Genomic DNA, 25,829 nt, shown 5'->3' on the forward strand with positions numbered 1-25,829 from the left:
GGTCAAATGGTCAGTGGGCATTGCCGGCAACCACGCTGGCTGCCAGTTGATAACCGCTGCCGCGCACCGTGCGGATCAGCCTCGGGGGTTTTTCGGTATCGCGCAGGCGTTGGCGCAGACGGCTGACAGCCATGTCGACGATACGGTCCAGCGGCATCAGGTCGCGGCCACGGGTGGCGTTGCCAATGGTGTCACGGTCGAGGATCTGCTGCGGGTGGTCGAGAAACAATTTGAGCAGGGCAAAGTCGGCACCGGAGAGGATCACTTCTTCGCCGTCCACATGGAACAGGCGGTGGCTGATCATATCCAGGCGCCATTCATCAAACACCAACACCTCGCCACCACTGCTGCGTTCCTGGCCAAACTGGCAGCGACGCAACAGGGCTTTGATCCGCGCCTGCAACTCGCGGGGGCTGAAGGGTTTGCCGATGTAATCGTCGGCGCCCAGCTCCAGGCCGATCACGCGGTCGGCCTCGTCGGAGCTGGCGGTGAGCATGATGATCGGCACCTGCGCTTGGCGCGGGTGCTGGCGGATCCAGCGGCAAAGGCTGAAACCGTCTTCGTCTGGCAACATCACATCAAGGATGACCAGGTCGCACGGCGCCTCGTTCATCGCCTGGCGGAACCCCGTGCCATCCGGCACGCCACGCACCTGAAAACCGGCGCGACTGAGGTAGGTCTGCAGCAATTCGCGGATTTCCTGGTCATCGTCGACGAGGAGAATCGATTTACTGATTACGCTCACGGGGTCCTCCTTGTTGTTATGGCCAAGCTTACGTCATTTGTTGCTCTTGAGGCCCTCATCGCAGGCACGCCAGCTCCCACAGGAGAATGCATTCCAAATGTGGGAGCTGGCGTGCCTGCGATGAGGCTATCACGACCTACGCAAACGCCTGCTCCAAAGCCACGCCAGCCCCGGTCAATCCAGAATACGGGGCGGTCACCAACCACACCGGAATGCCTTTGAAGTAGTCGCTCATGCAGCCTTTGTCAGCGAAGCTCTTGGCAAAACCACTGTTGATAAAGAAGTCGGCAAACCTCGGTATCACCCCACCCACGATGTACACACCACCGCGTCCACCGGTGGTCAACACATTGTTGCCTGCTACCCGGCCCAGCCAGATGCTGAACTGGTCCAATACTTCCATGGCCACCAGGTCGCCGGCCAGGCCTGCGGCCGTGATCGCCTCAGGGGTTTCCAGCACCGGCGTGTGGCCGTCGACCGCGCAAATGGCACGGTACAGACGCGGCAAGCCACCACCGCTCAAGGCGGTTTCGGCGCTGACATGGCCGATCTCAGTATAAATGTGCTGCCACAGCTGGGTTTCACGCGGGCTGCTCAGGGGCAAGTCGACATGCCCGCCCTCCCCCGGCAACGCCGCAAAGCGGCCAGCGCCCAGATCCAGCAGCGTCCCGACACCCAGGCCAGTGCCCGGACCAATCACGACCGCCGGGCGCAACGGCTCCGGCGTGCCCTCGCAGACCACACGGAATTCGTCGGGCTTGAGCCGGGTCATGCCCAGGGCCATGGCCGAAAAATCATTGACCAGCAACAGTTCATCCACCTGCAAGGTTTTGCAGAAGGCAGTCTTGCTCAGGCGCCAGTGATTGTTGGTGAATTTAAATTCATCCCCGCTCACAGGCCCGGCGACCGACAGGCACACCGCACCGATGTCACCGATTTCCAGGCCTTCCTCTTTGAGGTAAACCTTGATCGCGTCTTCAGGGCTGGAGTGATCCGCCGTGGCATGCACGCGGATCGAATGCAACTCCTGATCGCGCCACAACGCGAAACGGGCGTTGGTGCCCCCGATATCACCGACCAGCGCAAGTTTCACTTAAGCGTCTCCAAGGCAGAGGTAAAGGCGCTGGCGCCCTGCTCTGCGGAGCTTGCGGCCAAGCGCATAAATGCAAACAGCTCGCGACCGGCCCCCACGTTATTGCCCAACAGACCCGTGGCAGGCGCGCGCGCTGCAAATTCTTCGGCGTCCACCTTAAGCTCCAGGGTGCCCTTCACGCCATCCACGCGAATGATATCGCCATCGCGCACCCGCGCCAGTGGCCCGCCGCTCTGGGCTTCGGGGTTGACGTGAATCGCGGCGGGGATCTTACCCGACGCGCCGGACATACGCCCGTCTGTTACCAGTGCGACCTTGAAGCCACGGTCCTGCAACACACCGAGGAACGGCGTCATCTTGTGCAATTCGGGCATGCCATTGGAGCGCGGGCCCTGGAAACGCATGACGGCGACGAAGTCTTTTTCCAGCTGGCCGGCCTTGAACGCATCGGCCAGATCTTGCTGGTCCTGGAACACCACCGCCGGAGCTTCAACAATCTGATGTTCAGGTGCTACGGCAGACACTTTCATCACACCACGACCGAGGTTGCCTTCCATCACGCGCAAGCCGCCTTCCGGCGAGAACGCGCGGGCCACGGGGCGCAGGATGGTTTCGTCGAGGCTTTCGATAGGGCCTTCGCGCCAGATCAGCTCGCCGTCGACCAGGAAGGGTTCCTGGGTGTAGCGGCTCAGGCCCTTGCCGGCCACGGTGTTGACGTCTTCGTGGAGCAGGCCGGCTTCCAGCAGTTCGCGGATCAGGAACGACATCCCGCCCGCCGCCTGGAAGTGGTTGATGTCGGCCTTGCCGTTTGGATACACGTGGGACAGGGTCGGCACCACCTCGGAGAGGTCGGCCATGTCGTCCCAGGTGAGGATGATGCCCGCCGACATGGCGATGGCGGGCATGTGCAGGGTGTGGTTGGTGGACCCGCCGGTGGCATTGAGGGCAATGATCGAGTTGACGATGGATTTCTCGTCGACGATCTCGCCGATCGGCATGAAGCTGTCGTTGGCCTTGGTCAGACGGGTGACCTGGTGTGCGGCTTCGCGGGTCAACGCATCGCGCAGCGGGGTGTAGGGGTTGACGAACGAGGCGCCCGGCAAGTGCAGGCCCATCACTTCCATCAGCAGCTGGTTGGTGTTGGCGGTGCCGTAGAAGGTGCAGGTGCCGGGGCTGTGGTAGGACTTCATCTCCGATTCCAGCAGCTCTTCGCGCGTGGCCTTGCCTTCGGCGTAGCGCTGGCGCACGTCGGCTTTCTGCTTGTTGGAGATGCCCGACGGCATCGGGCCGCCCGGCACGAAGATCATCGGCAGGTGGCCATAGCGCAGCGCGCCCATCATCAGGCCGGGGACGATTTTGTCGCAGATGCCCAACATCAGCGCGGCATCGAACATGTTGTGGGACAGCGCTACCGCCGTGGACATGGCAATGACTTCACGACTGAGCAGGCTCAGTTCCATGCCCGGCTCGCCCTGGGTCACGCCGTCGCACATCGCAGGGGTGCCGCCGGCGAACTGCCCGACCGAGCCGACTTCGCGCAGGGCCTTCTTGATCTGTTCAGGGAAGTGTTCGTACGGCTGGTGTGCCGAGAGCATGTCGTTATATGACGAAACAATTGCCACGTTGGCGGCATTCATCATGCGCAGACTATTTTTATCTTCAGTGCCGCAACCGGCCACGCCGTGGGCGAAGTTGGCGCATTGCAGCTTGCCGCGCATCGGACCTTCGATGGCTGCACCGCGAATGAGCGCAAGGTAGGCCTCGCGGGTGGCGCGGCTGCGGGCGATAAGCCGTTCGGTGACCTCAAGAACGCGGGGATGCATGTGTAGAACTCCAGGCTAACGGATGTGGCGACCTGAGTGTCTATGCTGATCAAACGCCCACAGCTCATGGGATGGCAGGGAGTCGTTTGGATCATCGGACCAGTTGATTCAGGTCACTCGTTGTAGATTGAACAAAATATTGCCACTAAAAAGGCTTGTTTTCTATTTTTATGCGAATAATCTTGTAATTCTTACAACAAATCGACGACAGGCACTTTCCAATGACTCTTCGTATCGCAATCAATGGTTTTGGCCGTATCGGCCGTAATGTCCTGCGCGCACTGTATACCCAAGGCTACCGCCAGGATTTGCAGATCGTCGCCATCAACGATCTGGGCGACAGTTCGATCAATGCCCACCTGCTCAAATACGACACCGTACATGGCACTTTCGAAGCAGAGGTCGCCCACGATCAGGAAAGCCTGACCGTCAATGGCGACCGGATTGCCGTCAGCGCCATTCGCAACCCGGCCGACCTGCCGTGGGCCGCGCACAAGATCGACGTCGTGTTCGAATGCACCGGCCTGTTCACCGACCGTGACAAGGCTGCCGCCCATATTACCGCCGGCGCGCGCAAGGTGATCATCTCTGCACCGGCCAAAGGGGCGGACGCTACCGTGGTCTACGGTGTAAACCATGACATTCTGCGTCAATCCCACCAGATCATCTCCAACGCGTCGTGCACCACCAACTGCCTGGCGCCGGTCGCCCAAGTGCTGCATCGCGAACTGGGTATCGAAAGCGGCCTGATGACCACGATTCACGCCTACACCAACGACCAGAACCTGACCGACGTCTACCACACCGACCCGTACCGCGCGCGTTCGGCTACCCAGAACATGATCCCGAGCAAGACCGGTGCCGCTGAAGCCGTCGGCCTGGTGCTGCCGGAACTGGCGGGCAAGCTGACCGGCATGGCGGTGCGTGTACCGGTGATCAACGTGTCGCTGGTGGACCTCACCGTGCAGTTGAAAAAAGACGCCACGGCGGAGGAAGTCAACGCACTCCTCAAGGAAGCCAGCCAGCACTCGAAGATCCTCGGCTATAACACCCTGCCGCTGGTTTCCAGTGACTTCAACCACAACCCGCTGTCGTCGATCTTCGATGCCAATCACACCAAGGTCAGCGGTAAGTTGCTGAAAGTTTTGGCTTGGTATGACAACGAGTGGGGCTTCTCCAACCGTATGCTGGATAACTGCCTGGCGCTCTGCAACGCCGAGTAATCCACACAGAGTGGGCTTGTGTGGGAGCGGGCTTGCTCGCGAACGCATCACCTCGTTATTCAGACGAACCGAGGTGCTTGCATTCGCGAGCAAGCCCGCTCCCACATTTGGCCTGCGCAAACCCGCAGAAAGTGTTCCTTGCCATTTGAGTTGATGATAAGCATTATCATTAACTGCAAATCGGTCTGGTATCACTGTGAGCCAATCTCGCTTCAACCACGTCTTTCTCACCCAACGGGTAATGCTGCTTCGCACCTTGCAGCGGATGGTGAATAACCACAGCACCGCCGAGGACCTGTTGCAGGAAACCTACCTGCGCGTCACCCGGGCCCTGAGCGAGCGACCGATCGATCACCTTGAACCTTTCGTCTATCAGACGGCGCGCAACCTGGCGTTGGATCACCTGCGTGCGCGCAGGATCCAGGCCCGCACACTGCAGGAAAACGTCCCGCTGGATGTCCTGCAAAGCGTCGCCGCCCCCATCAGCACACCCGAAGATGCCACCCAGGCCGAGCAAATGCTTGAAGCCCTGAGCGTCAGCCTGGGCCAGTTGAGCGCCCGCCAACAGCGGATTTTCATCCTCAGCCGCTTGCATGGTTGCAGTTACCAGGAGATCGCCGATCAGTTGGGCGTGTCCTTGAGCACCGTGCAAAAGGAACTCAAATTGATCATGGCTATCTGCGTAGGTGTGGCCGAACGATTGGATCGGCCTTAAGCTCCATCCGACAGAAGCGTCGACCCAAGCTGTAGGAAAGTTGAATAGAACGTGGCGAAGACCCGAGGAACACCGTGACGGACCCGAATAAACTGCGCCCCCATGAGCTGGCTCATGAGGTGTTGCAAGACACGGCTATGGATCAAGCCCTCGACTGGCTGATCGCCTTGCAGTGCCCGCAAGCCGGACAGCAGGCCGAATTCGAAACCTGGTTGGCCAGCGATCCCGCCCACGTCCACGCCTTCGCCAAGGCCCAGGCCGCGTGGGGCGGCGCGCCGGTACACAGTGCTGCCGTCGCACTGGCCGCGCCGCGCAAGCCGAGCGCCTGGCGCCGGCTCAAGCCACATTGGAAACCGCTGGCCACCGCCGCCGTGCTGCTGATCGGCCTGTTCAGTTTCAGCAACCTGCCGGTACGCCTGCAGGCCGACCACCTCACCGTGGTAGGCGAACGCCAGCGCCTGCAACTGGACGACGGCTCCAAGGTATTGCTGAACACCAACTCGGCGTTTTCCAGCAGCATCAAGGACCACCAGCGCATCGCTCGCCTGTATCAGGGCGAGGCGTTTTTCGACATCGTGCCCAGTCACGGCTTGCCCTTGGAAATCGACGCCGGCCCCGTACGCGCCAGCGTGCGCGACACCGCCTTCGCTGTGCGTTACCTCAATGGCGAAGCCCAGGTGCAGGTGCAGCGTGGCGATGTCGACCTGAGCAACACCTTCGACGATGCCCGCGTGCGCCTGAGTGCCGGTGAAAGTATCCGCATCGGGCCCAAGGGGTTCGGCCAACCGGCCAAGCTGGATGCCAACAAGGACCTGGCCTGGGTGCAAGGTCGGCTGATCTTCGAAAACTGCCCGATGAGCGAAGTGCTCGCCGAGCTGCGCCGCTATTACCCAGGCTGGATCGTCAACACCAACGACCAACTGGCCAGCGTCGCCGTCACCGGCAATTACCGCCTCGACCAGCCCTTGGACGTGGTGCGCTCCCTGGCTCACATCACCTCGGCCAAGCTGTCGGAATACCCATCGCTGGTGATTTTGAACTAAATGAGAATTATTTTTACTCGATAGCTGAGGGTGGTACGTCTCGTCTTAGCCAATGCAACTGATTCCTATTTGTCTCAGTTCGCAACTATAAGATTCGTACTCCGGAGCGCTCTCGATGTCCTCTCGTTTCAACCGCCGGTCCTCTTCGCCCGCCCTGTCCTTGCTGACCGCGGCCATCCTGCTGGCCGCTGCGCCGGTGATGACCGCCACCGCCGCCGAACCTGCTGCGCGTAGCCACGGCAACTACAGCTTCAGCATTGAGCAGCAACCGCTGGTCTCGGCACTCAACGCCTTTACCGCCGTGACCGGCTGGCAAGTCGGCCTACCGGCCGAACTGGGCCAGGGCGTGTCGTCCCCAGGCGTACGCGGCCCGTTGTCGCCGGAAAAAGCCCTGGACCGGCTGTTGGTGGGGACCAACCTGAGCTACCGCAAACTGGGCAATAACAACATCGTGCTGGAAAAGCGCGCGCCGGGCGGCGCCCTCAACCTGCAACAGGTGACCATCAGCGCCACGCGTAACGAGCAGAACATCAGCAGCGTACCGAGCACCGTGACCGTGCAGGAACGCGAGGCGCTGGACCGCCAGAACGTGAATACCATTCGTGAACTGGTGCGTTACGAACCCAACGTCTCGGTCGGCGGTGCCGGTGGCCGCTCAAGCAATTCGGGCTACAACATTCGCGGCATCGACGGCGACCGCATCCTCACCCAGGTCGATGGCGTCGAAGTGCCGGACAACTTCTTCAACGGTCCCTACGCCAAGACCCGCCGCAACTATGTCGACCCGGAAATCGTCAAGCGCGTGGAGATCCTGCGCGGCCCGGCCTCGGCCCTGTACGGCAGCAGCGCGATTGGCGGCGCCGTGAGCTACTTCACCCTCGACCCGGATGACATCATCAAGCCCGGCCAGGACGTCGGCGCTCGCCTGAAGACCGGCTACAGCTCCGCCGACGAAAGCTGGCTGACCTCCGGCACCGTCGCCGGCCGCGTGCAGGATGTCGACGGCCTGTTGCACCTGAGCCAGCGCAACGGCCATGAAATGGAGTCCTACGATGGCAACAACGCCACGGGCCTGGCGCGCACCGGCGCCAACCCCGAGGATGCACGCACCACCAACGTGCTGGCCAAGCTAGGCTGGAACTATGGCGATGACAATCGACTGGGCCTGACCTACGAGAAGTACAAGGATGATCGCGACGTCAACTTGAAAAACGCCGTGGGCGGACCGTTCACCGGCGGACGCGGCTTCAACTTCTACCGTGCACGGTCGGGCAACGACACCATCACCCGTGAGCGTTTCGCTATCGAAAACCGCTTCGCCCTGGACTCGCCGATTGCCGATCAGATCAAGACCAGCCTCAACTATCAGATCGCCAAGACCGACCAGTCCACCGCCGAAATATACCAGCCGTCCCGTCGCGTATTGCGCACCCGCGAAACCCTGTACGAAGAAAAGCAGTGGGTGTTCGACGCACAGCTGGACAAGGCTTTCAGCTGGGGCGACACCGATCACCAGGTCACCTACGGCACCACCCTCAAACAACAGAAAGTCACCGGCTCCCGCGAAGGCGCCGCCACCTGCCTGGCGGTCGGCGGCGGTTGCACAGCCATCGGCGCACCCAGCCCGACAGCCAGCGACAGCGTGAAGAAGGCCAGTGATTTCCCGGACCCGACCATCAACACCTACTCGCTGTTCGCGCAGGACCAAATCACCTGGGACAAGTGGACCTTCCTGCCCGCCGTTCGCTACGACTACACCCAACTCAAACCCAAGTTGACTGAAGAGTTCCTCAACACCGTCGACCCGACACGGATCTATGCCCACAGTGACAAGGAAAAAACCTGGCACCGCGTCACGCCGAAATTCGGTCTGACCTATGCGCTGACCGACCAGTACACTTGGTTCGGCCAATACGCCGAAGGCTTCCGCACACCATCGGCCAAAGCCTTGTACGGCCGCTTTGAAAACCTGCAGCAGGGCTACACCGTCGAACCCAACCCGGACCTCAAGCCGGAAAGCAGCAAGGGCGTGGAAACCGGGATTCGCGGCCACTTCGACTCCGGTTCGTTTGATATCGCCGTGTTCTACAACAAATACCGCAACTTCATCGACGAGGACGCTTCCGTCGCCGGCGGTACCGCACAGCAATTCGAAGCCAACAACATCAAGCACGCCACCATCAAGGGGATCGAAGCCAAAGGGCGCCTGAACCTCGACGCGTTCGGCGCCCCCCAAGGCCTGTACACCCAGGGTTCGGTTGGCTACACCTACGGTCGCAACGACGACAATGGCGAGCCGCTCAACAGTGTCAACCCGCTCAAGGGCGTATTCGGCCTGGGCTACGACCAGGACAACTACGGTGGCCTGCTGAGCTGGACCCTGGTGAAAAAGCAGGATCGCGTCGACAGCACCACCTTCCACGCGCCTGATGGCAGCACCACGGCCCCCTTCAAGACCCCAGGCTTCGGCGTCCTCGACCTGACCGCCTTCTACAAGGTCACCAACGACGTGACCGTCAACGGCGGCCTCTACAACCTCACCGACAAGAAGTACTGGAACTGGGATGACGTGCGCAGCTACGACGGCGTCGGCGAAGCCGGTGTGACCTCCCCGGCCAACCTCGACCGCCTGACCCAGCCGGGTCGCAACGTTGCGATCAACGTGATCTGGGACATCTGATCACGACCTTTAACCGAGGCCCCACTCACCTCGTCGAAATTTTACCGACGAGGTGAGGATTTTTTACTGTGCCGCGTCTTCTTGTTCGTCTAGTTGATAACGGCTCTCTTTAGAGCACCCAGGCGCTCTTCTTCTCAAGGACTTTTTCATGACCGCTTCTCCTACCGCTGAACGCCCAAGCCTACGCTCCCAGCGCCTGAACCAGATTACCCACTCGCCGCACGCCAAGCTCGACGCCCTGGTCAAAGCCCACGCGCCGTTTGAAACCCAGGCCAACTTCGCGCGCTTCGTGGTGGCGCAGTACCTGTTCCAGTCGGAACTGGTGGCGCTGTACAACGATGCCGAGCTGATCAAGATCGTGCCGGACCTGCCCGAACGCTGCCGCGCCGAAGCGGCCAAGCTGGACCTGGGTGACCTGGACACCGAAGTGCCAGCCCCGGTTGCCGGCGCGGTGAACAACCCGAGCAAGGCTGAAGCGCTGGGCTGGCTGTTCGTTTCCGAAGGCTCCAAGCTGGGCGCCGCGTTCCTGATCAAGCGCGCCGTAGGCCTGGGCCTGAGCGAAACCTTCGGTGCCCGTCACCTGGGTGAGCCAGCCGGTGGCCGTGCCGAGGGTTGGAAGCGCTTCACCCGCACCCTGGACGCGCTGGAATTCAGCGCCGAAGAAGAAGCCGCGGTGGAAAAAGGTGCGATTGACGCCTTCGTACGCTTCACCGTATTGCTGGAACAGGCGTACGCTAGCGCCCCTGAACTGGCCTGATACCCTCGATTGGAATGCGATAGCACTGTGGGAGCGGGCTTGCTTGCGAATGCGGAGTATCAGTCACCTGATACTGGACTGACGCACCGCATTCGCGAGCAAGCCCGCTCCCACATTTAAACCCCATTCCAAGCTGATTTTTTATCGACTCTGCATGCTCCCATGACCGGCAAAACCCAATCCACCTCGAAAATCGCCCGGATCCTCTTCGGCTTGCTGGCCTACGTCAGCCTGGGCATCGGGCTGGTGGCGATTGTCGTGCCGGGCTTGCCTACCACCGAATTCATTCTGCTCGCCGCCTGGGCCGCCACCAAAAGCTCACCGCGCCTCAGCGCCTGGCTGGAAAACCACCGGCAGTTCGGGCCGATCCTGTTCAACTGGCGCAACGGCAAGATCATCGCCCGCCGGGCCAAAGTCAGTGCCACCGCGAGCATGCTGCTCTGCGCGATTCTGATGCTGGTGATGCTCGACCACGGCTGGCCGATCTACCTGGCCATTGCCGGGATGAGCCTGGGCAATCTGTGGATCTGGTCTCGACCGGAACGGCTTGCGGCGCCCGTATAACGCTGCGTGTAGGGTTTATCCTACCGCTCATCGCCTGTTTCTCATGAATTGATGTGTGACGCCGATGTTTCAGACATAGCGCTGAATGGACTTGGCCTGCACTACGTGCCTTCCAGCCCGTCCATTCGCGAGTGAACCTATGTTCGACACCCTCTCCATCCGCTTGAAAATAGTGCTGCTGTCGGGCCTTTGCCTCTTGGGGGTGATCGCGCTGATCATCAGCATCAACCTCTACGAAACCAATCAGAACGATCAGTTGATCAGCGATTCGAGCTCGCGAATGCTCACCAGCAGTGTGCAGAGCCTGCTGCAATCCAAAGCCGGCGAACAGGCCGTACTGTTGCAGAAAACCTTTGGCGAAAACCTGTTGGTAGTGACCGCCCTTGCCGATCAGGTCAAGGACCTGCGCGCCCTCGCGGCCAAGCGCGCGCTGGAACCCGGCGCCTTGCGTGAAGAACTCAACCAGAGCCTCAAGACCACGTTCGAGCGCAACAGCAAAGTGCTGGGTATCTGGCTCTCGTTCGAACCCAACGGACTGGATGGCAAGGACAGCGAGTTCGTCGACGACAAGGCTCGCGTGTCCAACGAGAAAGGCCGTTTCTCCAGCTACTGGAGCCGCGCCGGCGGCGAAGGCCTGAACACCATCATGGTCGAAGATGACCTGACCAAGACCACCCCCAACCTCAGCGGCACGCCCTACAACATTTGGTACACCTGCCCACGGGACACGCGCAAAGTGTGCCTGCTAGACCCCTACGCCGATGAAGTGGCTGGCAAGCAGATGCTGATGACCACCATCTCCCTGCCGCTGATGGTGGACGGCAACGTCATCGGCGTGGTCGGTATCGACATCGCCCTCAACACCCTGCAAGCCGTGACGGACGCGGCGCAAAAAGAACTGTTCAATGGCGCGGCGCACCTGGACATTCTTTCGAGCACCGGTCTGATTGCCGCCTCCAGCGGTCAGCCGGAGATAGTCGGCAAAACCCTCATGGATACCGTCGGCGCCGAAGGCAAGGAAATCGTGCAACTACTGGCCAGCGACTCGCCCATGATCCGCGAGCAGGACCACACCATCCGCGCCGTCTACCCGGTCAAGCCGATTGCAGACGCAAAATCCTGGGGCGTCGTGGTCACACTGCCCAGGAACGTGATGCTGGCTGACACCTTGAAGCTGCAGGACGTGCTCGACAAAGCCCAGGCCGCCGGTACGCTCAAGGCTTTGCTGGTCGGCGCCGCCGCCGCGTTGCTGGGCCTGCTGCTGATCTGGCTGACCGCCACCGGCGTGACCCGCCCGATCAACAACGTGGCCGCCATGCTCAAGGACATCGCCAGCGGCGACGGCGACCTGACTCAACGCCTGGCCTACGCCAAGAAGGACGAATTGGGCGAACTGGCCAACTGGTTCAACCGCTTCCTCGACAAGCTGCAACCGACCATCGCCCAGATCAAGCAAAGCATTACCGAAGCCCGTGGCACGGCCGATCAGTCATCGGCCATCGCGCGCCAGACCAGCGAAGGCATGCAGGTGCAGTTCCGCGAAATCGACCAGGTGGCCACCGCCTCCAATGAAATGAGCGCCACCGCCCACGATGTCGCCAACAGCGCGTCCAACGCCGCCAGCGCGGCGCGTGGGGCCGATCAGTCGGCGCGCGAAGGCATGTCGATCATCGAGCAGAGCACCCGAGATATCACCTCATTGGCCGAAGAAGTCAGCAAGGCCGTAGGCGAAGTCGAAGCCTTGGCGGTCAACAGCGAACAGATCGGTTCGGTGCTGGAAGTGATCCGCAGCATTGCTGAGCAAACCAACCTGCTGGCGCTGAACGCGGCAATCGAAGCGGCACGCGCCGGCGAAAGTGGCCGTGGCTTTGCGGTGGTGGCCGACGAAGTGCGCAATCTGGCCAAGCGCACCCAGGACTCCGTGGAGGAAATCCGCCTGGTGATCGAACGCATCCAGAGCGGCACCCGTGGCGTGGTGGCGACCATGCATTCGAGCCAGAGCCAGGCTCAAAGCAATGCCGGGCAGATCCATCAGGCGGCGCAGGCCTTGGGCAAGATCAGTGATGCCGTCACCGTGATCAGCGACATGAACCTGCAGATCGCCAGCGCCGCCGAACAACAGAGCGCCGTGGCCGAAGAGGTCAACCGCAACGTCTCGGCGATCCGCACTGTGACCGAAACCCTCACCGGCCAGGCCACCGAGTCGGCGGCCATCAGCAGCCAACTCAATGCGTTGGCCAGCCAGCAGATGAAGTTGATGGATCAGTTCAGGGTCTGACTCGGTTCCGCAACCACTGAGATCCATGTGGGAGCCAGGCTTGCCCGCGATGCAGGCAACTCGGTGTCCCTAAAGAACCGAGTCGATGCTATCGCAGGCAAGCCAGCTCCCACATAGAGCAGATCGGCGGTGGTTCAGAGACCGGTCCAGGCGCTGACAAACTGCGTCAGGTCTTCTTTAGCTGCGGTACGCGGCGGGTTCTGCGGTGTGCCCAGGTAGAGGAAGCCAATCACTTCCTCGTCTGCCGTGAGCCCCAGGCCTTTGGCGACGTGGGCCGAGTAGGACAATTCACCAGTGCGCCACACGGCACCAATCCCCTGGGCATACGCTGCCAGCAGGATGCCGTGGGCTGCACAGGCCGCCGCCAGCAATTGCTCGGATTTCGGCACCTTGAAGTGCTCCTGCAGACGGGCAATCACCACCACTACCAAGGGGGCGCGCAATGGGCCGTTCTGGGCCTTGTCGATGGCAGCTTGTGGCGCATCGGCGTCTTGCAGGCGGACAGCTTCGGCCAGCAGCGTGCCCATCTGTTCGCGGGCGGCCCCTTCGACAGTGAGGAAACGCCACGGACGCAGTTGGCCGTGGTCGGGCGCGCGCATGGCGGCGGCGAACAGCACGTCGCGCTGCTCCTGGGTCGGTGCCGGTTCCAGCAAACGCGGCACGGAAACACGGTTGAGCAAAGCGTCGAGAGCCTGCATTGGCCACCTCCAGAGAAAAATGTGCGGCCATTCTAGCGGGAATGAATCGAATTCGACCAAACGATAATTGCTCTTATTCATTGCGCCCCGCCCTGTTAGACTTTGCGACCTTATTTTCTGCCTTGGTTCAGGAAACTCGATGCTCCGCTCGCTTTTTCGCCTGTCCGCAGCCTTGCTGGCCTTGAGCCTGACCGCCTGCGATGACGCGCCCAGGTTTACCAAGGCCGAGCCGGGTGAAGCACGGGCGGGCGGTGCGGCGACCGTGAACAAGCGCGACCAGAACGCGTTTTCGCTGCCATCGGCCAACCTGTCGCCCACTCGTCGGCTGGATTTCAGCGTCGGCAATAGCTTCTTTCGCAGCCCCTGGGTGATCGCGCCGTCCACCACCACCGCGCGTGATGGCCTGGGCCCGCTGTTCAACACCAATGCCTGCCAGAATTGCCATATCAAAGACGGTCGCGGGCATCCGCCGTTACCTGACGCACCTAATGCCGTGTCGATGCTGGTGCGCCTGTCCATTCCGGATGCAGCGCCGTATGCCAAGCTCATCGAACAGGTCGGTGTGGTGCCCGAGCCGGTCTACGGCGGACAACTGCAGGACATGGCCGTGCCGGGGGTAACGCCGGAAGGCAAGGTGCGCGTCGACTACGCACCGGTCAACGTGACATTCAAGGACGGCACAGTGGTCGAGTTGCGCAAGCCGGACCTGCAAATCACCCAGCTTGGCTACGGCCCGATGCATCCGGACACTCGTTTCTCCGCACGCATCGCCCCGCCGATGATTGGCCTGGGCCTGCTCGAAGCCATCAGCGACGCTGATATCTTGCGCAACACCGACCCGAAAACCGCCGACAAAGCAGCCATCGTCGGCCGCGCCAACTGGGTCTGGGACGATGCCCAGCAAAAAACCGTGCTCGGGCGTTTTGGCTGGAAGGCCGGGCAACCCAACCTCAATCAACAAAATGTTCACGCGTTCTCTGGTGATATGGGCCTTACCACCACCCTGAGACCGTTCGATGACTGCACCGACGCCCAAGTCGCCTGCAAACAGGCCCCCAACGGCAATGGCCCCGATGGCGAGCCGGAAGTCAGTGACAATATCCTGCGCCTGGTGCTGTTCTACACCCGCAACCTCGCCGTGCCGGCACGCCGTGGCGTCAACACGCCGCAGGTGCTGGCCGGTAAAACCCTGTTCTATCAAGCGGGCTGCCAGGGTTGCCACACGCCAGCCTTCACCACGGCCGCGAATGCCGCCGAACCCGAGCTGGCCAACCAGGTGATCCGCCCCTACAGCGACCTGCTGTTGCACGACATGGGCGACGGCCTGGCCGACAACCGCAGCGAATTCAAGGCCGGTGGCCGCGACTGGCGCACGCCGCCGTTGTGGGGCATCGGCCTGACGCAGACCGTGAGTGGCCACACCCAGTTCTTGCATGACGGCCGCGCCCGCAACCTGCTGGAAGCCGTGCTGTGGCACGGCGGTGAAGCACAAGCGGCGCAGCAGCAGGTGTTGTCCTTTAATGCCGAGCAGCGCGCTGCGTTGCTGGCGTTCCTGAATTCTTTATAAGCTTCGCCCCAATTACAGAAGGGAGCTCGACATGTTCCGTCCCAAGTTGTTGTTCACCAGCCTGGCCGCCCTCGCACTCGGCGCCTGCTCGCCGCAAGACCCGCAAGCAGTGACCTCGGCGGCCATCGCCAAGCAAGTGATCCTGCCGACCTACAGCCGCTGGGTCGAAGCCGACCGCCAACTGGCCGTCAGCGCCCTGGCCTATTGCCAGGGCAAAGAGAGCCTGGACACCGCCCGTGCCGACTTCCTGCACGCGCAAAAGGCCTGGGCCGAGCTGCAACCGCTGTTGATCGGCCCGCTGGCGGAAGGCAACCGTTCGTGGCAGGTACAGTTCTGGCCAGACAAGAAGAACCTGGTCGGCCGGCAGGTCGAGCAACTGGTCGCCAGCCAGCCGCAGATCGACGGCGCCGCCCTCGCCAAGTCCAGTGTGGTGGTGCAAGGCCTGTCGGCCTACGAATACATCCTCTACGACGCCAAGACCGACATCGCTGACGAAGCGCAAAAGGCCCGTTACTGCCCGCTGCTGGTGGCGATCGGCGACCGTCAGAAGGCGCTGGCCGAAGAGATCCTGGCCAGCTGGAACAGCACCGACGGCATGCTGGCGCAGATGACCAAGTTTCCGAACCAGCGCTACGCCGATTCCCACGAAGCCATCGCCGATCTACTGCGCGTCCAGGTGACCGCGCTGGACACCCTGAAAAAGAAACTCGGTACGCCGATGGGTCGCCAGACCAAAGGCATCCCGCAGCCCTTCCAGGCCGATGCCTGGCGCAGCCAGTCGTCCCTGCAAAGCCTCGAAGCCAGCCTCGCGGCGGCCCAGACCGTGTGGGTCGGCGTCGACAACAAGGGCCTGCGTGGCCTGCTGCCGTCCGAGCAGAAGCCGTTGGCCGACAAGATCGACGCCGCCTATGCTGCGTCGCTGAAACTGTTTGCCAGCAACCAGCGCACCCTCAATGAACTGCTGGCCGACGACGCCGGACGCCAGCAGCTTAACGATATCTACGACAGCCTCAACGTCGTCCACCGCCTGCACGAAGGCGAGTTGGCCAAGGCGCTGGGCATTCAACTGGGCTTTAACGCCAACGACGGTGACTGATGATGCTCAGGCGACAGGCTTTGGCGGTTGGCAGCGTATTGCTCAGTGCTCTCACGCTGGGTGGCTGGACGCTGTTCAAGGGGAAAGACAAGGGCCCGCTGCTGCTCTCGGCGCGGGATGATGCAGACGGCAAGCACTACGCCGTGGGCTATCGCCTGGACGGCAAGCCGGTGTTTACCACCCAGGTCGGCCAGCGTTGCCACGACATCATCAACCACCCGACGCTGCCGATTGCTCTGTTTGTCGCCCGTCGCCCGGGCACCGAGAGTTACCTGATTGACCTGCGTAATGGCGCGCTGCTGCAAACCATCACCTCGAAAGCCAATCGCCACTTCTACGGCCACGCGGTCATCCATCAGAGCGGCGACTGGCTGTACGCCACCGAAAACGACACAAGCGACCCCGGCCGTGGCCTGCTCGGTGTGTATAAGTTCGAAGGCGAACGGCTGGTGCATACCGGCGAGATCTCCACCCATGGCATCGGCCCGCATCAGGTGTCGTGGATGCCCGACGGTGAGACGCTGGTGGTGGCCAACGGCGGCATTCGTACCGAAGCCGAAAGTCGCGTGGAAATGAACCTCAACGCCATGGAGCCAAGCCTGGTGCTGATGCACCGCGACGGCCGCCTGATCAGCAAGGAAACCCTGGGCCAGCAGATGAACAGCGTGCGCCATATGGGGATCGCCAGCGATGGCACCATCCTCACCGGGCAGCAGTTCATGGGACCGTCCCAGGAGCGTTCCGAGCTGTTGGCAATCAAACGTCCGGGCCAGCCGTTCGTGGCGTTTCCGGTGGCCGATGAGCAGTTGCAGGCCATGGGGCACTACACCGCCAGCGTCGCCGTGCACAGCGAATTACGCCTGGTGGCGTTGACCGCGCCACGGGGCAATCGCTTCTTTATCTGGGACATGGACAGCGGCGAGCTGCGCCTGGATGGTCCGCTGCCCGACTGTGCCGGTGTGGGTGCAGTCGAGGATGGCTTTGTCGTGACCTCGGGCCAAGGCCGCTGCCGGTTCTACGATTGCCGCCAGAAACAGTTGGTAGCAAAACCGTTGGAATTACCGGCAGGGCTCTGGGATAACCATCTGCATCTGATCTGACCCCGCCGCGCTTAACAGGGCCCATCCTGGCCCTGTTACCTGTCAAAAATACCGTCTGAAATCCCCACTACACTTTGTAAGCGCGAGCTTGCTCGCGAAAAACCTCAACGATAATGCGTGAAGCCTGGATGAACGCGGTGCGTACACGTTCATTGCGAGCAAGCTCGCGCCTACAAAACGCTTACCTGCCTTCAAGGTTCTCCAAGGAATCGGAATATGCTGCGTCGTCGCATGCTGATCATGTTGGGTGTGGTCCTGTTAATCGTCCTGCTGCTGGCGGGCTATAAAGCCTTTTCTATCTATCAGCAGATCCAGGTCTTCTCCAAGCCCAAGCCGGCAGTGAGTGTGGCCGTGGCGACGGCGACCGAGCAGCCCTGGCAGCTGCGCGTATCCTCGGTGGGCACGCTCAAGGCGTTGCAAGGAGTCAACCTGAGCCTGGAGATTGCCGGCACCGTCAAGGACGTGCAGTTCGAGTCCGGACAGAAGGTCAAGACCGGGCAACCCTTGGTGCAACTCGACAGCGCGGTGGAAAGCGCGCTGCTGGAAACTGCCCAGGCCGACTTAGGCCTGGCGCAGCTGGATTACGGTCGCGGCAGCCAACTGGTGGGCAGCCAAGCCATCTCAAAAGGCGAGTTCGACCGCCTTTCCGCGCAACTGCAAAAGAACAAGGCCACCGTCAATCAGCTCAAGGCCTCCCTGGCGAAGAAGCACATCGTCGCGCCGTTCGGCGGCACCATCGGCATTCGCCAGGTGGACGTGGGCGACTACCTGGCCAGCGGCACGGTGATCGCTACCTTGCAAGACCTCAGCAGCCTCTACGTCGACTTCTATATCCCCGAACACGCCGTGCCCAAGGTCGCCCCCGGGCAGCCGGTGCAGGTGGAGGTCTCGGCTTATCCCGGCGAACAATTCCCCGGCAGCATCAGTGCGATCAACCCCAAGGTCGAGAACAGCACGCGCAACGTGCTGGTACGCGCCACCCTGGCCAACCCGGAGGGCAAGCTGCTGCCCGGTATGTTCACCCGCCTGGACGTGCTACTGCCCAATCCCGCCCCGCAGATTGTGGTGCCGGAAGGCGCGATCACCTACACCCTCTACGGCAATTCGGTGTACGCCGTGGCCGAGAAAAAACCGAGGGCGGCGAGGTAGAAAAGGACGCCGATGGCAAGCCGCTGCTGATCGCCGAGCGACGCTTCGTCGAGACCGGTGAGCGACGCGGCGGCCTGGTGCTGGTGAGCAAGGGCCTCAAGGCCGGTGAACAGGTGGTCAGCGCCGGCCAGCTGAAACTGGACAACGGCACGCCCATTGCCATCAGCCCGGACAAAAACCTACCGGCAGGGCATTGAGCCATGAAGTTCACAGACGTCTTTATCCGCCGTCCGGTGCTGGCCATGGTGGTCAGCCTGCTGATCGTGCTGCTGGGTTTCCAGGCCTACAGCACGTTGCCGCTGCGCCAATACCCGAGCATGGAAAACGCCCTGATCACGGTGACCACCGCCTACCCCGGCGCGAATGCCGAGACCATTCAGGGCTACATCACCCAGCCCTTGCAGCAAAGCCTGGCCAGTGCCGAAGGCATCGACTACATGACCTCGGTGAGCCGCCAGAACTTTTCGGTGATCTCGATCTACGCACGCATCGGCTCCAACAGCGACCGCCTGTTTACCGAACTGCTGGCCAAGGCCAACGAGGTCAAGAACAAGCTGCCGCAAGACGCCGAAGACCCGGTGCTGAGCAAAGAGGCTGCCGATGCCTCGGCGCTGATGTACATCAGCTTTTCAAGCGGGCAGTTGAGCAACCCACAGATCACCGATTACTTGTCGCGGGTCATCCAACCCAAGCTCGCCACCCTGCCGGGCATGGCCGAAGCGGAGATCCTCGGCAACCAGGTGTTCGCCATGCGCATCTGGCTCGACCCGGTGAAATTGGCCGGTTTCGGCCTCAGTGCCAGCGACATCACCGACGCCGTGCGCCGCTACAACTTCCTCTCCGCTGCCGGCGAGGTGAAGGGCGAGTTCGTGGTGACCAGCATCAACGCCAACACCGACCTCAAGTCCGCCGAAGCGTTCGGCGCCATCAGCGTGAAAACCGACGGCGACAGCCGCGTGCTGCTGCGGGACGTGGCCCGGGTGGAAATGGGCGCGGAAAACTACAACGCCATCAGCTCGTTTGGCGGCACGCCGTCGGTGTACATCGGCATCAAGGCCACGCCCAGCGCGAACCCGCTGGATGTGATCAAGGAAGTGCGCAAGATCCTGCCGGAGCTGGAGTCCCAGCTGCCACCCAACCTCAAGGCGGAAATTGCCTACGACGCCACGCTGTTTATCCAGGCGTCCATCAACGAAGTGGTCAAGACGCTGTTTGAAGCCGTGCTGATCGTGATCGTGGTGGTGTTCCTGTTCCTTGGGGCCCTGCGTTCGGTGGTGATCCCGGTGATCACCATTCCGCTGTCGATGATCGGCGTGCTGTTTTTCATGCAGTTGATGGGCTACTCGATCAACCTGCTGACCTTGCTGGCGATGGTGCTGGCTATCGGCCTGGTGGTGGACGACGCCATCGTGGTGGTGGAAAACATCCACCGGCACATCGAGGAAGGCAAGACGCCGCTGGATGCGGCATTGGAAGGTGCACGGGAGATCGCCCTCCCGGTGGTGTCGATGACCATCACCTTGGCGGCGGTGTATGCGCCGATCGGCTTTCTCGAAGGACTTACCGGCGCCTTGTTCAAGGAGTTCGCCCTGACCCTGGCCGGGGCGGTGATCATTTCCGGCATTGTCGCCCTGACCCTGTCGCCGATGATGTGCGCGCTGCTGTTGCGCCATGATGAAAACCCGTCGGGTCTGGCCCACCGCCTCGACCGAATGTTCGATGGCCTCAAGCGCCGCTACCAACGCATGTTGCACGGCACCCTGAACACGCGGCCGGTGGTAATCGTGTTTGCCTTGATCGTGCTGTGCCTGATTCCGGTGTTCCTCAAGTTCACCCAGTCGCAACTGGCCCCCGACGAAGACCAAGGCATCATCTTCATGATTGCCAGCGCACCGCAGCCGACCAACCTGGAATACCTCAACACCTACACCGACGAGTTCATCAACATCTTCAAGGCGTTTCCGGAGTACTACTCGTCGTTCCAGATCAACGGTTTCAACGGCGTGCAATCAGGCATCGGCGGCTTCCTGCTCAAGCCGTGGAACGAGCGCGACCGCACCCAGATGCAGATCCTGCCCGAGGTGCAAAAACGCCTTGAGCAGATTCCCGGCCTGCAGGTGTTCGGCTTCAACCTGCCGTCCCTGCCGGGCACGGGCGAAGGGCTGCCGTTCGGCTTTGTGATCAACACGGCCAACGATTATGAGTCGTTGCTCGAAGTGGCCAATCGCGTGAAGAAGCGCGCGATGGAGTCGGGCAAGTTCGCCTTTGTCGATATCGACCTGGCGTTCGACAAACCCGAAGTGGTGGTGGACATCGACCGCGCCAAGGCGGCGCAGATGGGCGTATCGATGCAGGACCTCGGCGGTACCCTGGCGACCTTGCTGGCCGAGGCGGAAATCAACCGATTCACCCTGGACGGGCGCAGTTACAAGGTGATCGCCCAGGTCGAGCGCACCTACCGCGACAACCCCGAGTGGCTGAACAACTACTACGTGAAGAACGCCCAGGGTGAAGTGCTGCCACTCTCGACCCTGATCACCGTGACGGACCGCGCCCGCCCCCGGCAGTTGAACCAGTTCCAGCAACTCAACTCGGCGCTGATCTCAGGCTTCCCCATCGTCAGCATGGGCGAGGCCATCGACACCGTGCGCCAGATCGCTATTGAAGAGACTCCGCCCGGTTACGCGTTCGACTACAGCGGCGCGTCCCGGCAATTCATCCAGGAAGGCACGGCGCTGTGGGCGACCTTTGGCCTGGCCCTGGCGATCATCTTCCTGGTACTGGCGGCGCAGTTCGAGAGTTTCCGTGACCCCTTGGTGATCCTGGTAACGGTGCCGCTGTCGATCTGCGGGGCGCTGATTCCGCTGTTCCTTGGTTGGTCGAGCATGAACATCTACACCCAGGTTGGCCTGGTGACGCTGATCGGCCTGATCAGCAAACACGGGATCCTGATCGTCGAGTTCTCCAACCAATTGCGCAAAGACAAGGGCCTGACGCCCAGGCAGGCGGTGGAGGAAGCCGCGGCAATTCGCCTGCGACCGGTGTTGATGACCACCGCGGCAATGGTGTTCGGCATGGTGCCGCTGATCTTGGCGACGGGTGCCGGTGCGGTGAGCCGGTTTGATATCGGCATGGTGATTGCCACGGGGATGTCGATCGGTACGCTGTTTACCTTGTTTGTGCTGCCGTGCGTGTACACCTTGCTCGCCAAACCGGACAAGGCCTGACACACATCCCAAAAAAAAGGGCCTCGCATCGCAAGGCCCTTTTCTGGGGGTTTGAATCGTTTCAACTCTGTGGCCTCATCCCTTGAGACATGCCGAACATGAACAGCAACAACTCATGATCAGGCTTGGCCGCCGTGCTCGCCTTGGCGACGCGCGGCAACAGGCATTGCGCGCCACCCTGCGTTGCACTGAGCACCTGTGTGCGAGGCTGTTCCCAGGCCGCCAGCGCCAAGGCTGCAACGCCCAACGCCCCGACCAGGAAAAAACCTCGTGCTATTTCTAGCTTCATCTGGTTAAACCCTTGATAGCGCTGCCAAACGCCGTCTCGTAAAAGTAGCTGAGTTTCTTCCAGTCGGTATCGTTCCACGACGAATGGCGGCGCAGTTGCAGCATGTCATGGGAAGCGGCCCGATAAGCGGTCAAGCGCTGGCGGCATTTTTCGAAATCCAGCAGTGCCACTTCGACGTTGGCCGAATCGCCTGCGCCCGTCACCCGCACGAAAATATGCTTGATGTATAGGCAGCCATGCTGCCAACGGCCCTTGTGCATACGCGCAAGCGTGCCAGCCAGTTCCTTGAGCACACGCTCGTGCACCACCTCGCCGTACTGCTCACGACCACCCGCGGCGTACCAGTTTTCAATTTCGTCGAAGCCTTCGAGGGCTGCGGTCACCAACAGGGCCTTCCAGCCGTGCTCGGGGTCGCGGCGCGCCTCACAAAAGACCATTTCCGGCACGCGTACATCCAACAGGCGCAGGCCCTTGATCGCATCCCGCTCACGCAACACGGTGGGACGGCCAAACGGGTGCAGCCAACTGCGGTAGATATGCCCGGTCTGGCGCTTGCTGTAGAGCAGGCGGCCATTGGTGCTCATCACGCGTTGTACGCCACTTTCACCGCCACGCCGACGGTTGGGCTCCTCGACCCACTCACCCTGCTGACGCCAGAAATAATCGAATCGTTCTTCGGGCGCTACATGACTGCCTGCTACGCACTCAACTGCCATCCTGTTACCTCTTGCGCAATACATACACTCGCCACATGGCGTACAGCGGTATGAAGTCCAGGGATTCCTGGACCCGAAAACCGGCCTCCTCAAATTCTGCTTCAACAGTAGCAGCCGGTAACACAAACCGGTTTTGGTAACCGTCCTGCTCACCCTTCTTGCGACGTTTCACTTCGGCGCGCTTGCGCTTCCAGGCCTTGAAATTGCCGTCTACCCACAGCGAAAGGATCACGCTGTCACGCGTAACACGCTGAAACTCCCGCAGTATCGCCAACCGATGCGCGGGATCACCAATGTGGTGCATCAGGCGCATACAGAAAATACTGTCGACAGCGTTATCTGGCAGATCAATATCAAAGGCAGATGTCTGCAAAGGCCGTACCCGTTTCACGACGTCAGCGGGCTGAGCGACCGTTGCGACCTTCAACATGGAGGCCGAATTGTCCGCGCCGATGATCACGCGATTGGGTTTTTCCGCCAACAGTGGCCAGAAACGCCCCGCACCGCACGGCAGGTCCAACACCAGCCCCGGCTCGCCAGCCATCGCCAACGCGCCACGGGCCAACTGCTCGTCGCGTTTGTGTGACAGCCGACGGGCCAGATTGTCCTGATGTTTGAGCAAATAATTCTGGGCGTGCTCGTCGTCGTACTTTTCGGAAAATTCGAGCTTGATCGGGTTAGACATCAACGGATCTCCAGTGACTGATGCCTACAACCTTAAGCACCGAACTGTGATCAACAGGTCAACCCGTTGTGAAAAACTTGTCCTGTCCAATCCCATACATTTCAAGACTTTACAGATACAAGCAATAGCATGGGGCCATCTTCGCCGATTTACCGGGATGTCTGGCAGGATAACGGCAGGGGGGGTGGAGTCAGGCGTTGACCTGACTCAATTGCACATGAAAGCGGCAACCGTTGGGCTCCATGGTGCTGAGGCTCACGGTCCAGCCCTGGTTTTCGCAGATGCGCTGCACCAGCGACAACCCCAGGCCCAGGCCTTCTCCGCGCTTCTCGCTGCCGCGTACAAACGGCTCGAACATCGCTTCACGCTTGTCTTCGGGAATGCCGACCCCGCTGTCTTCCACTACAAAGCCCGCGGGCTCCAGAGTCAGACGGATAAACCCTTTCTCGGTGTAATGCAGGGCGTTGCGCAGCAGGTTGCCCATGACGGCGTGCAGGAAGGTAGTGTTATAGCGCGTATCCAGGGGATGACCGGGTTGGTAGATCAGCTCCAGGCCTTTTTGCTCGATGGGCTCGCGCCAGATGCCGAGCAGATCCTCCGCCACCTGCCCAAGGCTCACCTGCAGCGACATGGCCGATTCATCGTGCTGGGCACGGGCCAGCATCAGGAAGGTCTGCACCAGTTCGCGCATTTCTTCGCAGGCCCTGGCGATACGCAGCACCTGGTTACGCCCACGCTGATCGATGGCCGGGTTTTCCAACAGCAGTTCGCAGGAGCTGGCCAGCACCATCAACGGCGTGCGCAATTCGTGGCTGACATCACTCGTGAACAACTGCTCGCGGGACAATGCCTGACGCAGACGCCCCAGGGTGGCATCGAAAGCTACCGCCAGCTCCCCCACTTCGTCGGCCGCGTAGTCCGGCGCCAGCGGCGGTGCCAGGCCCAGCAGTTGGTCACGGTGACGCACCTGGCGGGCCAGGCGCACGACCGGCGCCATCACTTTGCGCGCCAATACCCAACCCAGGAATACCGCCAGCGCCAGGCTGAGTACGAAGCCCACCAGCACCACGGCAAACAGCACGCGCTCGCGCTCTTCGAAATCGCTTTGGTCCTGCAGCAACACGTAGCGCCGGCCGTCGACCACTTCGACCATGGCGTGGTACGACAGCGCTTCGCGGAACACTTCATGGAACCCGGGTTCAAGGTGGCGTAAATCCTTAGGCAACTCGAAGTCGCCAGGGCCACCGCTGAAGTAGAACAGCTGATCCGGCTCGGGCCGGTGCCGCCAGTCTTCGACCGTGTCCATCAACAACAAGCGTTGCAGGTCACCGCCCAGGCCCGCCGAGATCAGCTTCTCTTCCACCAGGTGCACCGTCGCGACGATACCCATGGCGAAGGCCCCCGCCACCAACGCACTCATCAATGCAAAGGCGATGATGATCCGTTGGGCAAGGCTTTGCTTAAACTCCATCACGACCCTCAGCCAGGCGATAACCCACGCCGTGCACCGTTTGCAGCAACGGCTTGGCGAACGGTTTGTCGATCACTTGGCGCAATTGGTGAACGTGGCTGCGCAGGCTGTCGCTGTCCGGGCAGTCATCGCCCCACAGGGCTTCTTCGAGGATTTCGCGGCGCAGCACGTGCGGGCTCTTCTGCATCAGCACCGCCAGCAGTTTCAGGCCGACCGGGTTGAGCTTGAGCAGGCGCCCTTCGCGGGTCACTTCCAGGGTATCGAGGTCGTAGCTCAAGTCGCCTACCTGCAAGGCGCGGCGCCCGCCCCCTGGGCACGGCGCAATACGGCTTCGATACGCGCGGCCAGTTCCGACAGGGCAAACGGCTTGAGCAGGTAGTCATCGGCGCCGGACTTGAAGCCCTGCAACCGGTCATCCAGCTGGTCGCGGGCAGTGAGCATGATCACTGGCGTGTCGCGGCGCGCATCTTCACGCAGGCGTTTGCACAGGGTGTAGCCATCGATGCCGGGCAGCATGATGTCGAGCACAATCAGGTCGTAATGCTCGGTCGCGGCCAGGTGCAGCCCCGACAAACCGTCCTGCGCACAGTCCACGGTATAACCTTTTAGCCCCAGGTAATCAGCCAGGTTGGCCAGAATATCGCGGTTGTCTTCAACCAATAGAATTCGCATGGGCAGTGTCTCCGTACGCGGTAACGGCCGTGTTGGCTCGCGCAGCTTAAGGCCAAGTGTGGCTCAGGGATAGAGCTGAAAGGCACGCAGATATAGGTTTTCAACTGATTGTAGTGTTGAACGAGATTTTCACTATAGCTTCACAAGCTGACTACAGTGTCGGGGCGAAAATCGCCGCGAACAGGTCTGCCTGGGCCTGTATCGTCTGCTGCTCTATCGTCCCTCAAAAAGGTTGAGG

At 61.3% G+C, this 25,829-nt stretch carries 19 protein-coding genes and 2 pseudogenes; 12 read left to right on the forward strand and 9 right to left on the reverse strand.

Features of this window, described 5'->3' with window-relative positions:
* Positions 1 to 10 precede the first annotated feature (10 nt).
* The 3 genes from AB4N92_RS06485 to edd form a co-directional block, all read right to left on the reverse strand.
* Positions 11 to 745 carry a response regulator gene (locus tag AB4N92_RS06485; protein ID WP_010208039.1) on the reverse strand — a complete coding sequence of 245 codons (735 nt, stop codon included), beginning with the start codon at positions 743 to 745 and terminating at the stop codon, positions 11 to 13.
* 136 nt (positions 746 to 881) lie between these two features.
* Positions 882 to 1,838 (reverse strand): glucokinase, encoded by a 957-nt coding sequence (locus AB4N92_RS06490; RefSeq protein WP_236266854.1) that lies wholly within the window; start codon positions 1,836 to 1,838, stop codon positions 882 to 884.
* Complete coding sequence (gene edd / locus AB4N92_RS06495; protein WP_460129567.1) at positions 1,835 to 3,661, reverse strand: phosphogluconate dehydratase; 1,827 nt, start codon at positions 3,659 to 3,661, stop codon at positions 1,835 to 1,837. The genes AB4N92_RS06490 and edd overlap by 4 nt, the downstream gene beginning before the upstream one ends.
* Before the next feature lie 221 nt (positions 3,662 to 3,882).
* On the opposite strand from edd, the gene gap reads away from it, so the two are divergent.
* From gap to AB4N92_RS06530, 7 genes are all read left to right on the forward strand, one after another.
* Positions 3,883 to 4,884, forward strand: coding sequence for a type I glyceraldehyde-3-phosphate dehydrogenase (gene gap, locus AB4N92_RS06500; RefSeq protein ID WP_010208035.1), 1,002 nt, complete (start codon positions 3,883 to 3,885; stop codon positions 4,882 to 4,884).
* Positions 4,885 to 5,080: 196 nt separating this feature from the next.
* Complete coding sequence (locus tag AB4N92_RS06505) at positions 5,081 to 5,599, forward strand: RNA polymerase sigma factor (RefSeq protein WP_021491213.1); 519 nt, start codon at positions 5,081 to 5,083, stop codon at positions 5,597 to 5,599.
* 74 nt (positions 5,600 to 5,673) lie between these two features.
* Positions 5,674 to 6,642, forward strand: coding sequence for a FecR family protein (locus AB4N92_RS06510; protein WP_021491212.1), 969 nt, complete (start codon positions 5,674 to 5,676; stop codon positions 6,640 to 6,642).
* A gap of 115 nt (positions 6,643 to 6,757) precedes the next feature.
* On the forward strand, positions 6,758 to 9,322 hold the full coding sequence (locus tag AB4N92_RS06515) for a TonB-dependent receptor (RefSeq protein ID WP_021491211.1): 2,565 nt from the start codon (positions 6,758 to 6,760) through the stop codon (positions 9,320 to 9,322).
* A 148-nt stretch (positions 9,323 to 9,470) separates the two neighbouring features.
* Positions 9,471 to 10,079: a biliverdin-producing heme oxygenase gene (locus AB4N92_RS06520; protein ID WP_010208029.1), complete on the forward strand. Its 609-nt coding sequence runs from the start codon at positions 9,471 to 9,473 to the stop codon at positions 10,077 to 10,079.
* 162 nt (positions 10,080 to 10,241) lie between these two features.
* Positions 10,242 to 10,643: a YbaN family protein gene (locus AB4N92_RS06525; protein WP_460129573.1), complete on the forward strand. Its 402-nt coding sequence runs from the start codon at positions 10,242 to 10,244 to the stop codon at positions 10,641 to 10,643.
* Positions 10,644 to 10,782: 139 nt separating this feature from the next.
* A complete protein-coding gene (locus tag AB4N92_RS06530; protein WP_010208027.1) occupies positions 10,783 to 12,921 on the forward strand; it encodes a methyl-accepting chemotaxis protein in 2,139 nt (712 codons plus the stop codon).
* Positions 12,922 to 13,055: 134 nt separating this feature from the next.
* Here the strand turns inward: AB4N92_RS06530 and AB4N92_RS06535 are convergent, their stop codons facing one another.
* Positions 13,056 to 13,619, reverse strand: coding sequence for an NAD(P)H nitroreductase (locus AB4N92_RS06535; RefSeq protein ID WP_236266855.1), 564 nt, complete (start codon positions 13,617 to 13,619; stop codon positions 13,056 to 13,058).
* A gap of 139 nt (positions 13,620 to 13,758) precedes the next feature.
* Between AB4N92_RS06535 and AB4N92_RS06540 the strand changes: the two genes are divergently transcribed.
* The 5 genes and pseudogenes from AB4N92_RS06540 to AB4N92_RS06560 all read left to right on the forward strand — a co-directional run bounded on the left by AB4N92_RS06540 (position 13,759) and on the right by AB4N92_RS06560 (position 21,758).
* Positions 13,759 to 15,186, forward strand: coding sequence for a di-heme oxidoreductase family protein (locus AB4N92_RS06540; RefSeq protein ID WP_044287808.1), 1,428 nt, complete (start codon positions 13,759 to 13,761; stop codon positions 15,184 to 15,186).
* A 31-nt stretch (positions 15,187 to 15,217) separates the two neighbouring features.
* Positions 15,218 to 16,282 carry an imelysin family protein gene (locus tag AB4N92_RS06545; RefSeq protein WP_010208023.1) on the forward strand — a complete coding sequence of 355 codons (1,065 nt, stop codon included), beginning with the start codon at positions 15,218 to 15,220 and terminating at the stop codon, positions 16,280 to 16,282.
* A 2-nt stretch (positions 16,283 to 16,284) separates the two neighbouring features.
* Complete coding sequence (locus tag AB4N92_RS06550; RefSeq protein WP_010208022.1) at positions 16,285 to 17,382, forward strand: DUF1513 domain-containing protein; 1,098 nt, start codon at positions 16,285 to 16,287, stop codon at positions 17,380 to 17,382.
* A gap of 216 nt (positions 17,383 to 17,598) precedes the next feature.
* Positions 17,599 to 18,728, forward strand: a pseudogene (locus AB4N92_RS06555) (efflux RND transporter periplasmic adaptor subunit).
* A 3-nt stretch (positions 18,729 to 18,731) separates the two neighbouring features.
* Positions 18,732 to 21,758, forward strand: a complete 3,027-nt coding sequence (locus tag AB4N92_RS06560; RefSeq protein ID WP_198729646.1) for a multidrug efflux RND transporter permease subunit — start codon at positions 18,732 to 18,734, stop codon at positions 21,756 to 21,758.
* Positions 21,759 to 21,819: 61 nt separating this feature from the next.
* Here AB4N92_RS06560 and AB4N92_RS06565 read toward each other — a convergent pair whose 3' ends face one another.
* The 5 genes and pseudogenes from AB4N92_RS06565 to colR form a co-directional block, all read right to left on the reverse strand.
* The gene (locus AB4N92_RS06565) at positions 21,820 to 22,047 is read right to left on the reverse strand and encodes a hypothetical protein (RefSeq protein ID WP_010208018.1); all 228 of its coding nucleotides are present in this window, start codon (positions 22,045 to 22,047) and stop codon (positions 21,820 to 21,822) included.
* Positions 22,044 to 22,763 (reverse strand): lipopolysaccharide kinase InaA family protein, encoded by a 720-nt coding sequence (locus AB4N92_RS06570; protein WP_010208016.1) that lies wholly within the window; start codon positions 22,761 to 22,763, stop codon positions 22,044 to 22,046. Before AB4N92_RS06570 ends, AB4N92_RS06565 begins: the two co-directional genes overlap by 4 nt.
* Before the next feature lie 4 nt (positions 22,764 to 22,767).
* On the reverse strand, positions 22,768 to 23,448 hold the full coding sequence (locus AB4N92_RS06575; protein ID WP_010208014.1) for a class I SAM-dependent methyltransferase: 681 nt from the start codon (positions 23,446 to 23,448) through the stop codon (positions 22,768 to 22,770).
* A 190-nt stretch (positions 23,449 to 23,638) separates the two neighbouring features.
* Entirely contained in the window at positions 23,639 to 24,919 is a 1,281-nt protein-coding gene (locus AB4N92_RS06580) for a sensor histidine kinase (protein ID WP_010208012.1), read from the reverse strand.
* A pseudogene (gene colR, locus AB4N92_RS06585) lies at positions 24,909 to 25,591 on the reverse strand (two-component system response regulator ColR). Before colR ends, AB4N92_RS06580 begins: the two are co-directional and overlap by 11 nt.
* Between the last annotated feature and the right edge of the window lie 238 nt (positions 25,592 to 25,829).

The organism is Pseudomonas sp. S3_A09 (genome assembly GCF_054668065.1).

What these genes read in the sequence shown, in the direction of transcription:
- edd (WP_460129567.1), bottom strand. Translation starts at nt 3,661, where the DNA reads ATGCATCCCCGCGTTCTTGAGGTCACCGAACGGCTTATCGCCCGCAGC.
- gap (WP_010208035.1), top strand. Translation starts at nt 3,883, where the DNA reads ATGACTCTTCGTATCGCAATCAATGGTTTTGGCCGTATCGGCCGTAAT.
- AB4N92_RS06515 (WP_021491211.1), top strand. Translation starts at nt 6,758, where the DNA reads ATGTCCTCTCGTTTCAACCGCCGGTCCTCTTCGCCCGCCCTGTCCTTG.
- AB4N92_RS06520 (WP_010208029.1), top strand. Translation starts at nt 9,471, where the DNA reads ATGACCGCTTCTCCTACCGCTGAACGCCCAAGCCTACGCTCCCAGCGC.
- AB4N92_RS06525 (WP_460129573.1), top strand. Translation starts at nt 10,242, where the DNA reads ATGACCGGCAAAACCCAATCCACCTCGAAAATCGCCCGGATCCTCTTC.
- AB4N92_RS06530 (WP_010208027.1), top strand. Translation starts at nt 10,783, where the DNA reads ATGTTCGACACCCTCTCCATCCGCTTGAAAATAGTGCTGCTGTCGGGC.
- AB4N92_RS06535 (WP_236266855.1), bottom strand. Translation starts at nt 13,619, where the DNA reads ATGCAGGCTCTCGACGCTTTGCTCAACCGTGTTTCCGTGCCGCGTTTG.
- AB4N92_RS06540 (WP_044287808.1), top strand. Translation starts at nt 13,759, where the DNA reads ATGCTCCGCTCGCTTTTTCGCCTGTCCGCAGCCTTGCTGGCCTTGAGC.
- AB4N92_RS06545 (WP_010208023.1), top strand. Translation starts at nt 15,218, where the DNA reads ATGTTCCGTCCCAAGTTGTTGTTCACCAGCCTGGCCGCCCTCGCACTC.
- AB4N92_RS06550 (WP_010208022.1), top strand. Translation starts at nt 16,285, where the DNA reads ATGCTCAGGCGACAGGCTTTGGCGGTTGGCAGCGTATTGCTCAGTGCT.
- AB4N92_RS06560 (WP_198729646.1), top strand. Translation starts at nt 18,732, where the DNA reads ATGAAGTTCACAGACGTCTTTATCCGCCGTCCGGTGCTGGCCATGGTG.
- AB4N92_RS06565 (WP_010208018.1), bottom strand. Translation starts at nt 22,047, where the DNA reads ATGAAGCTAGAAATAGCACGAGGTTTTTTCCTGGTCGGGGCGTTGGGC.
- AB4N92_RS06570 (WP_010208016.1), bottom strand. Translation starts at nt 22,763, where the DNA reads ATGGCAGTTGAGTGCGTAGCAGGCAGTCATGTAGCGCCCGAAGAACGA.
- AB4N92_RS06575 (WP_010208014.1), bottom strand. Translation starts at nt 23,448, where the DNA reads ATGTCTAACCCGATCAAGCTCGAATTTTCCGAAAAGTACGACGACGAG.
- AB4N92_RS06580 (WP_010208012.1), bottom strand. Translation starts at nt 24,919, where the DNA reads ATGGAGTTTAAGCAAAGCCTTGCCCAACGGATCATCATCGCCTTTGCA.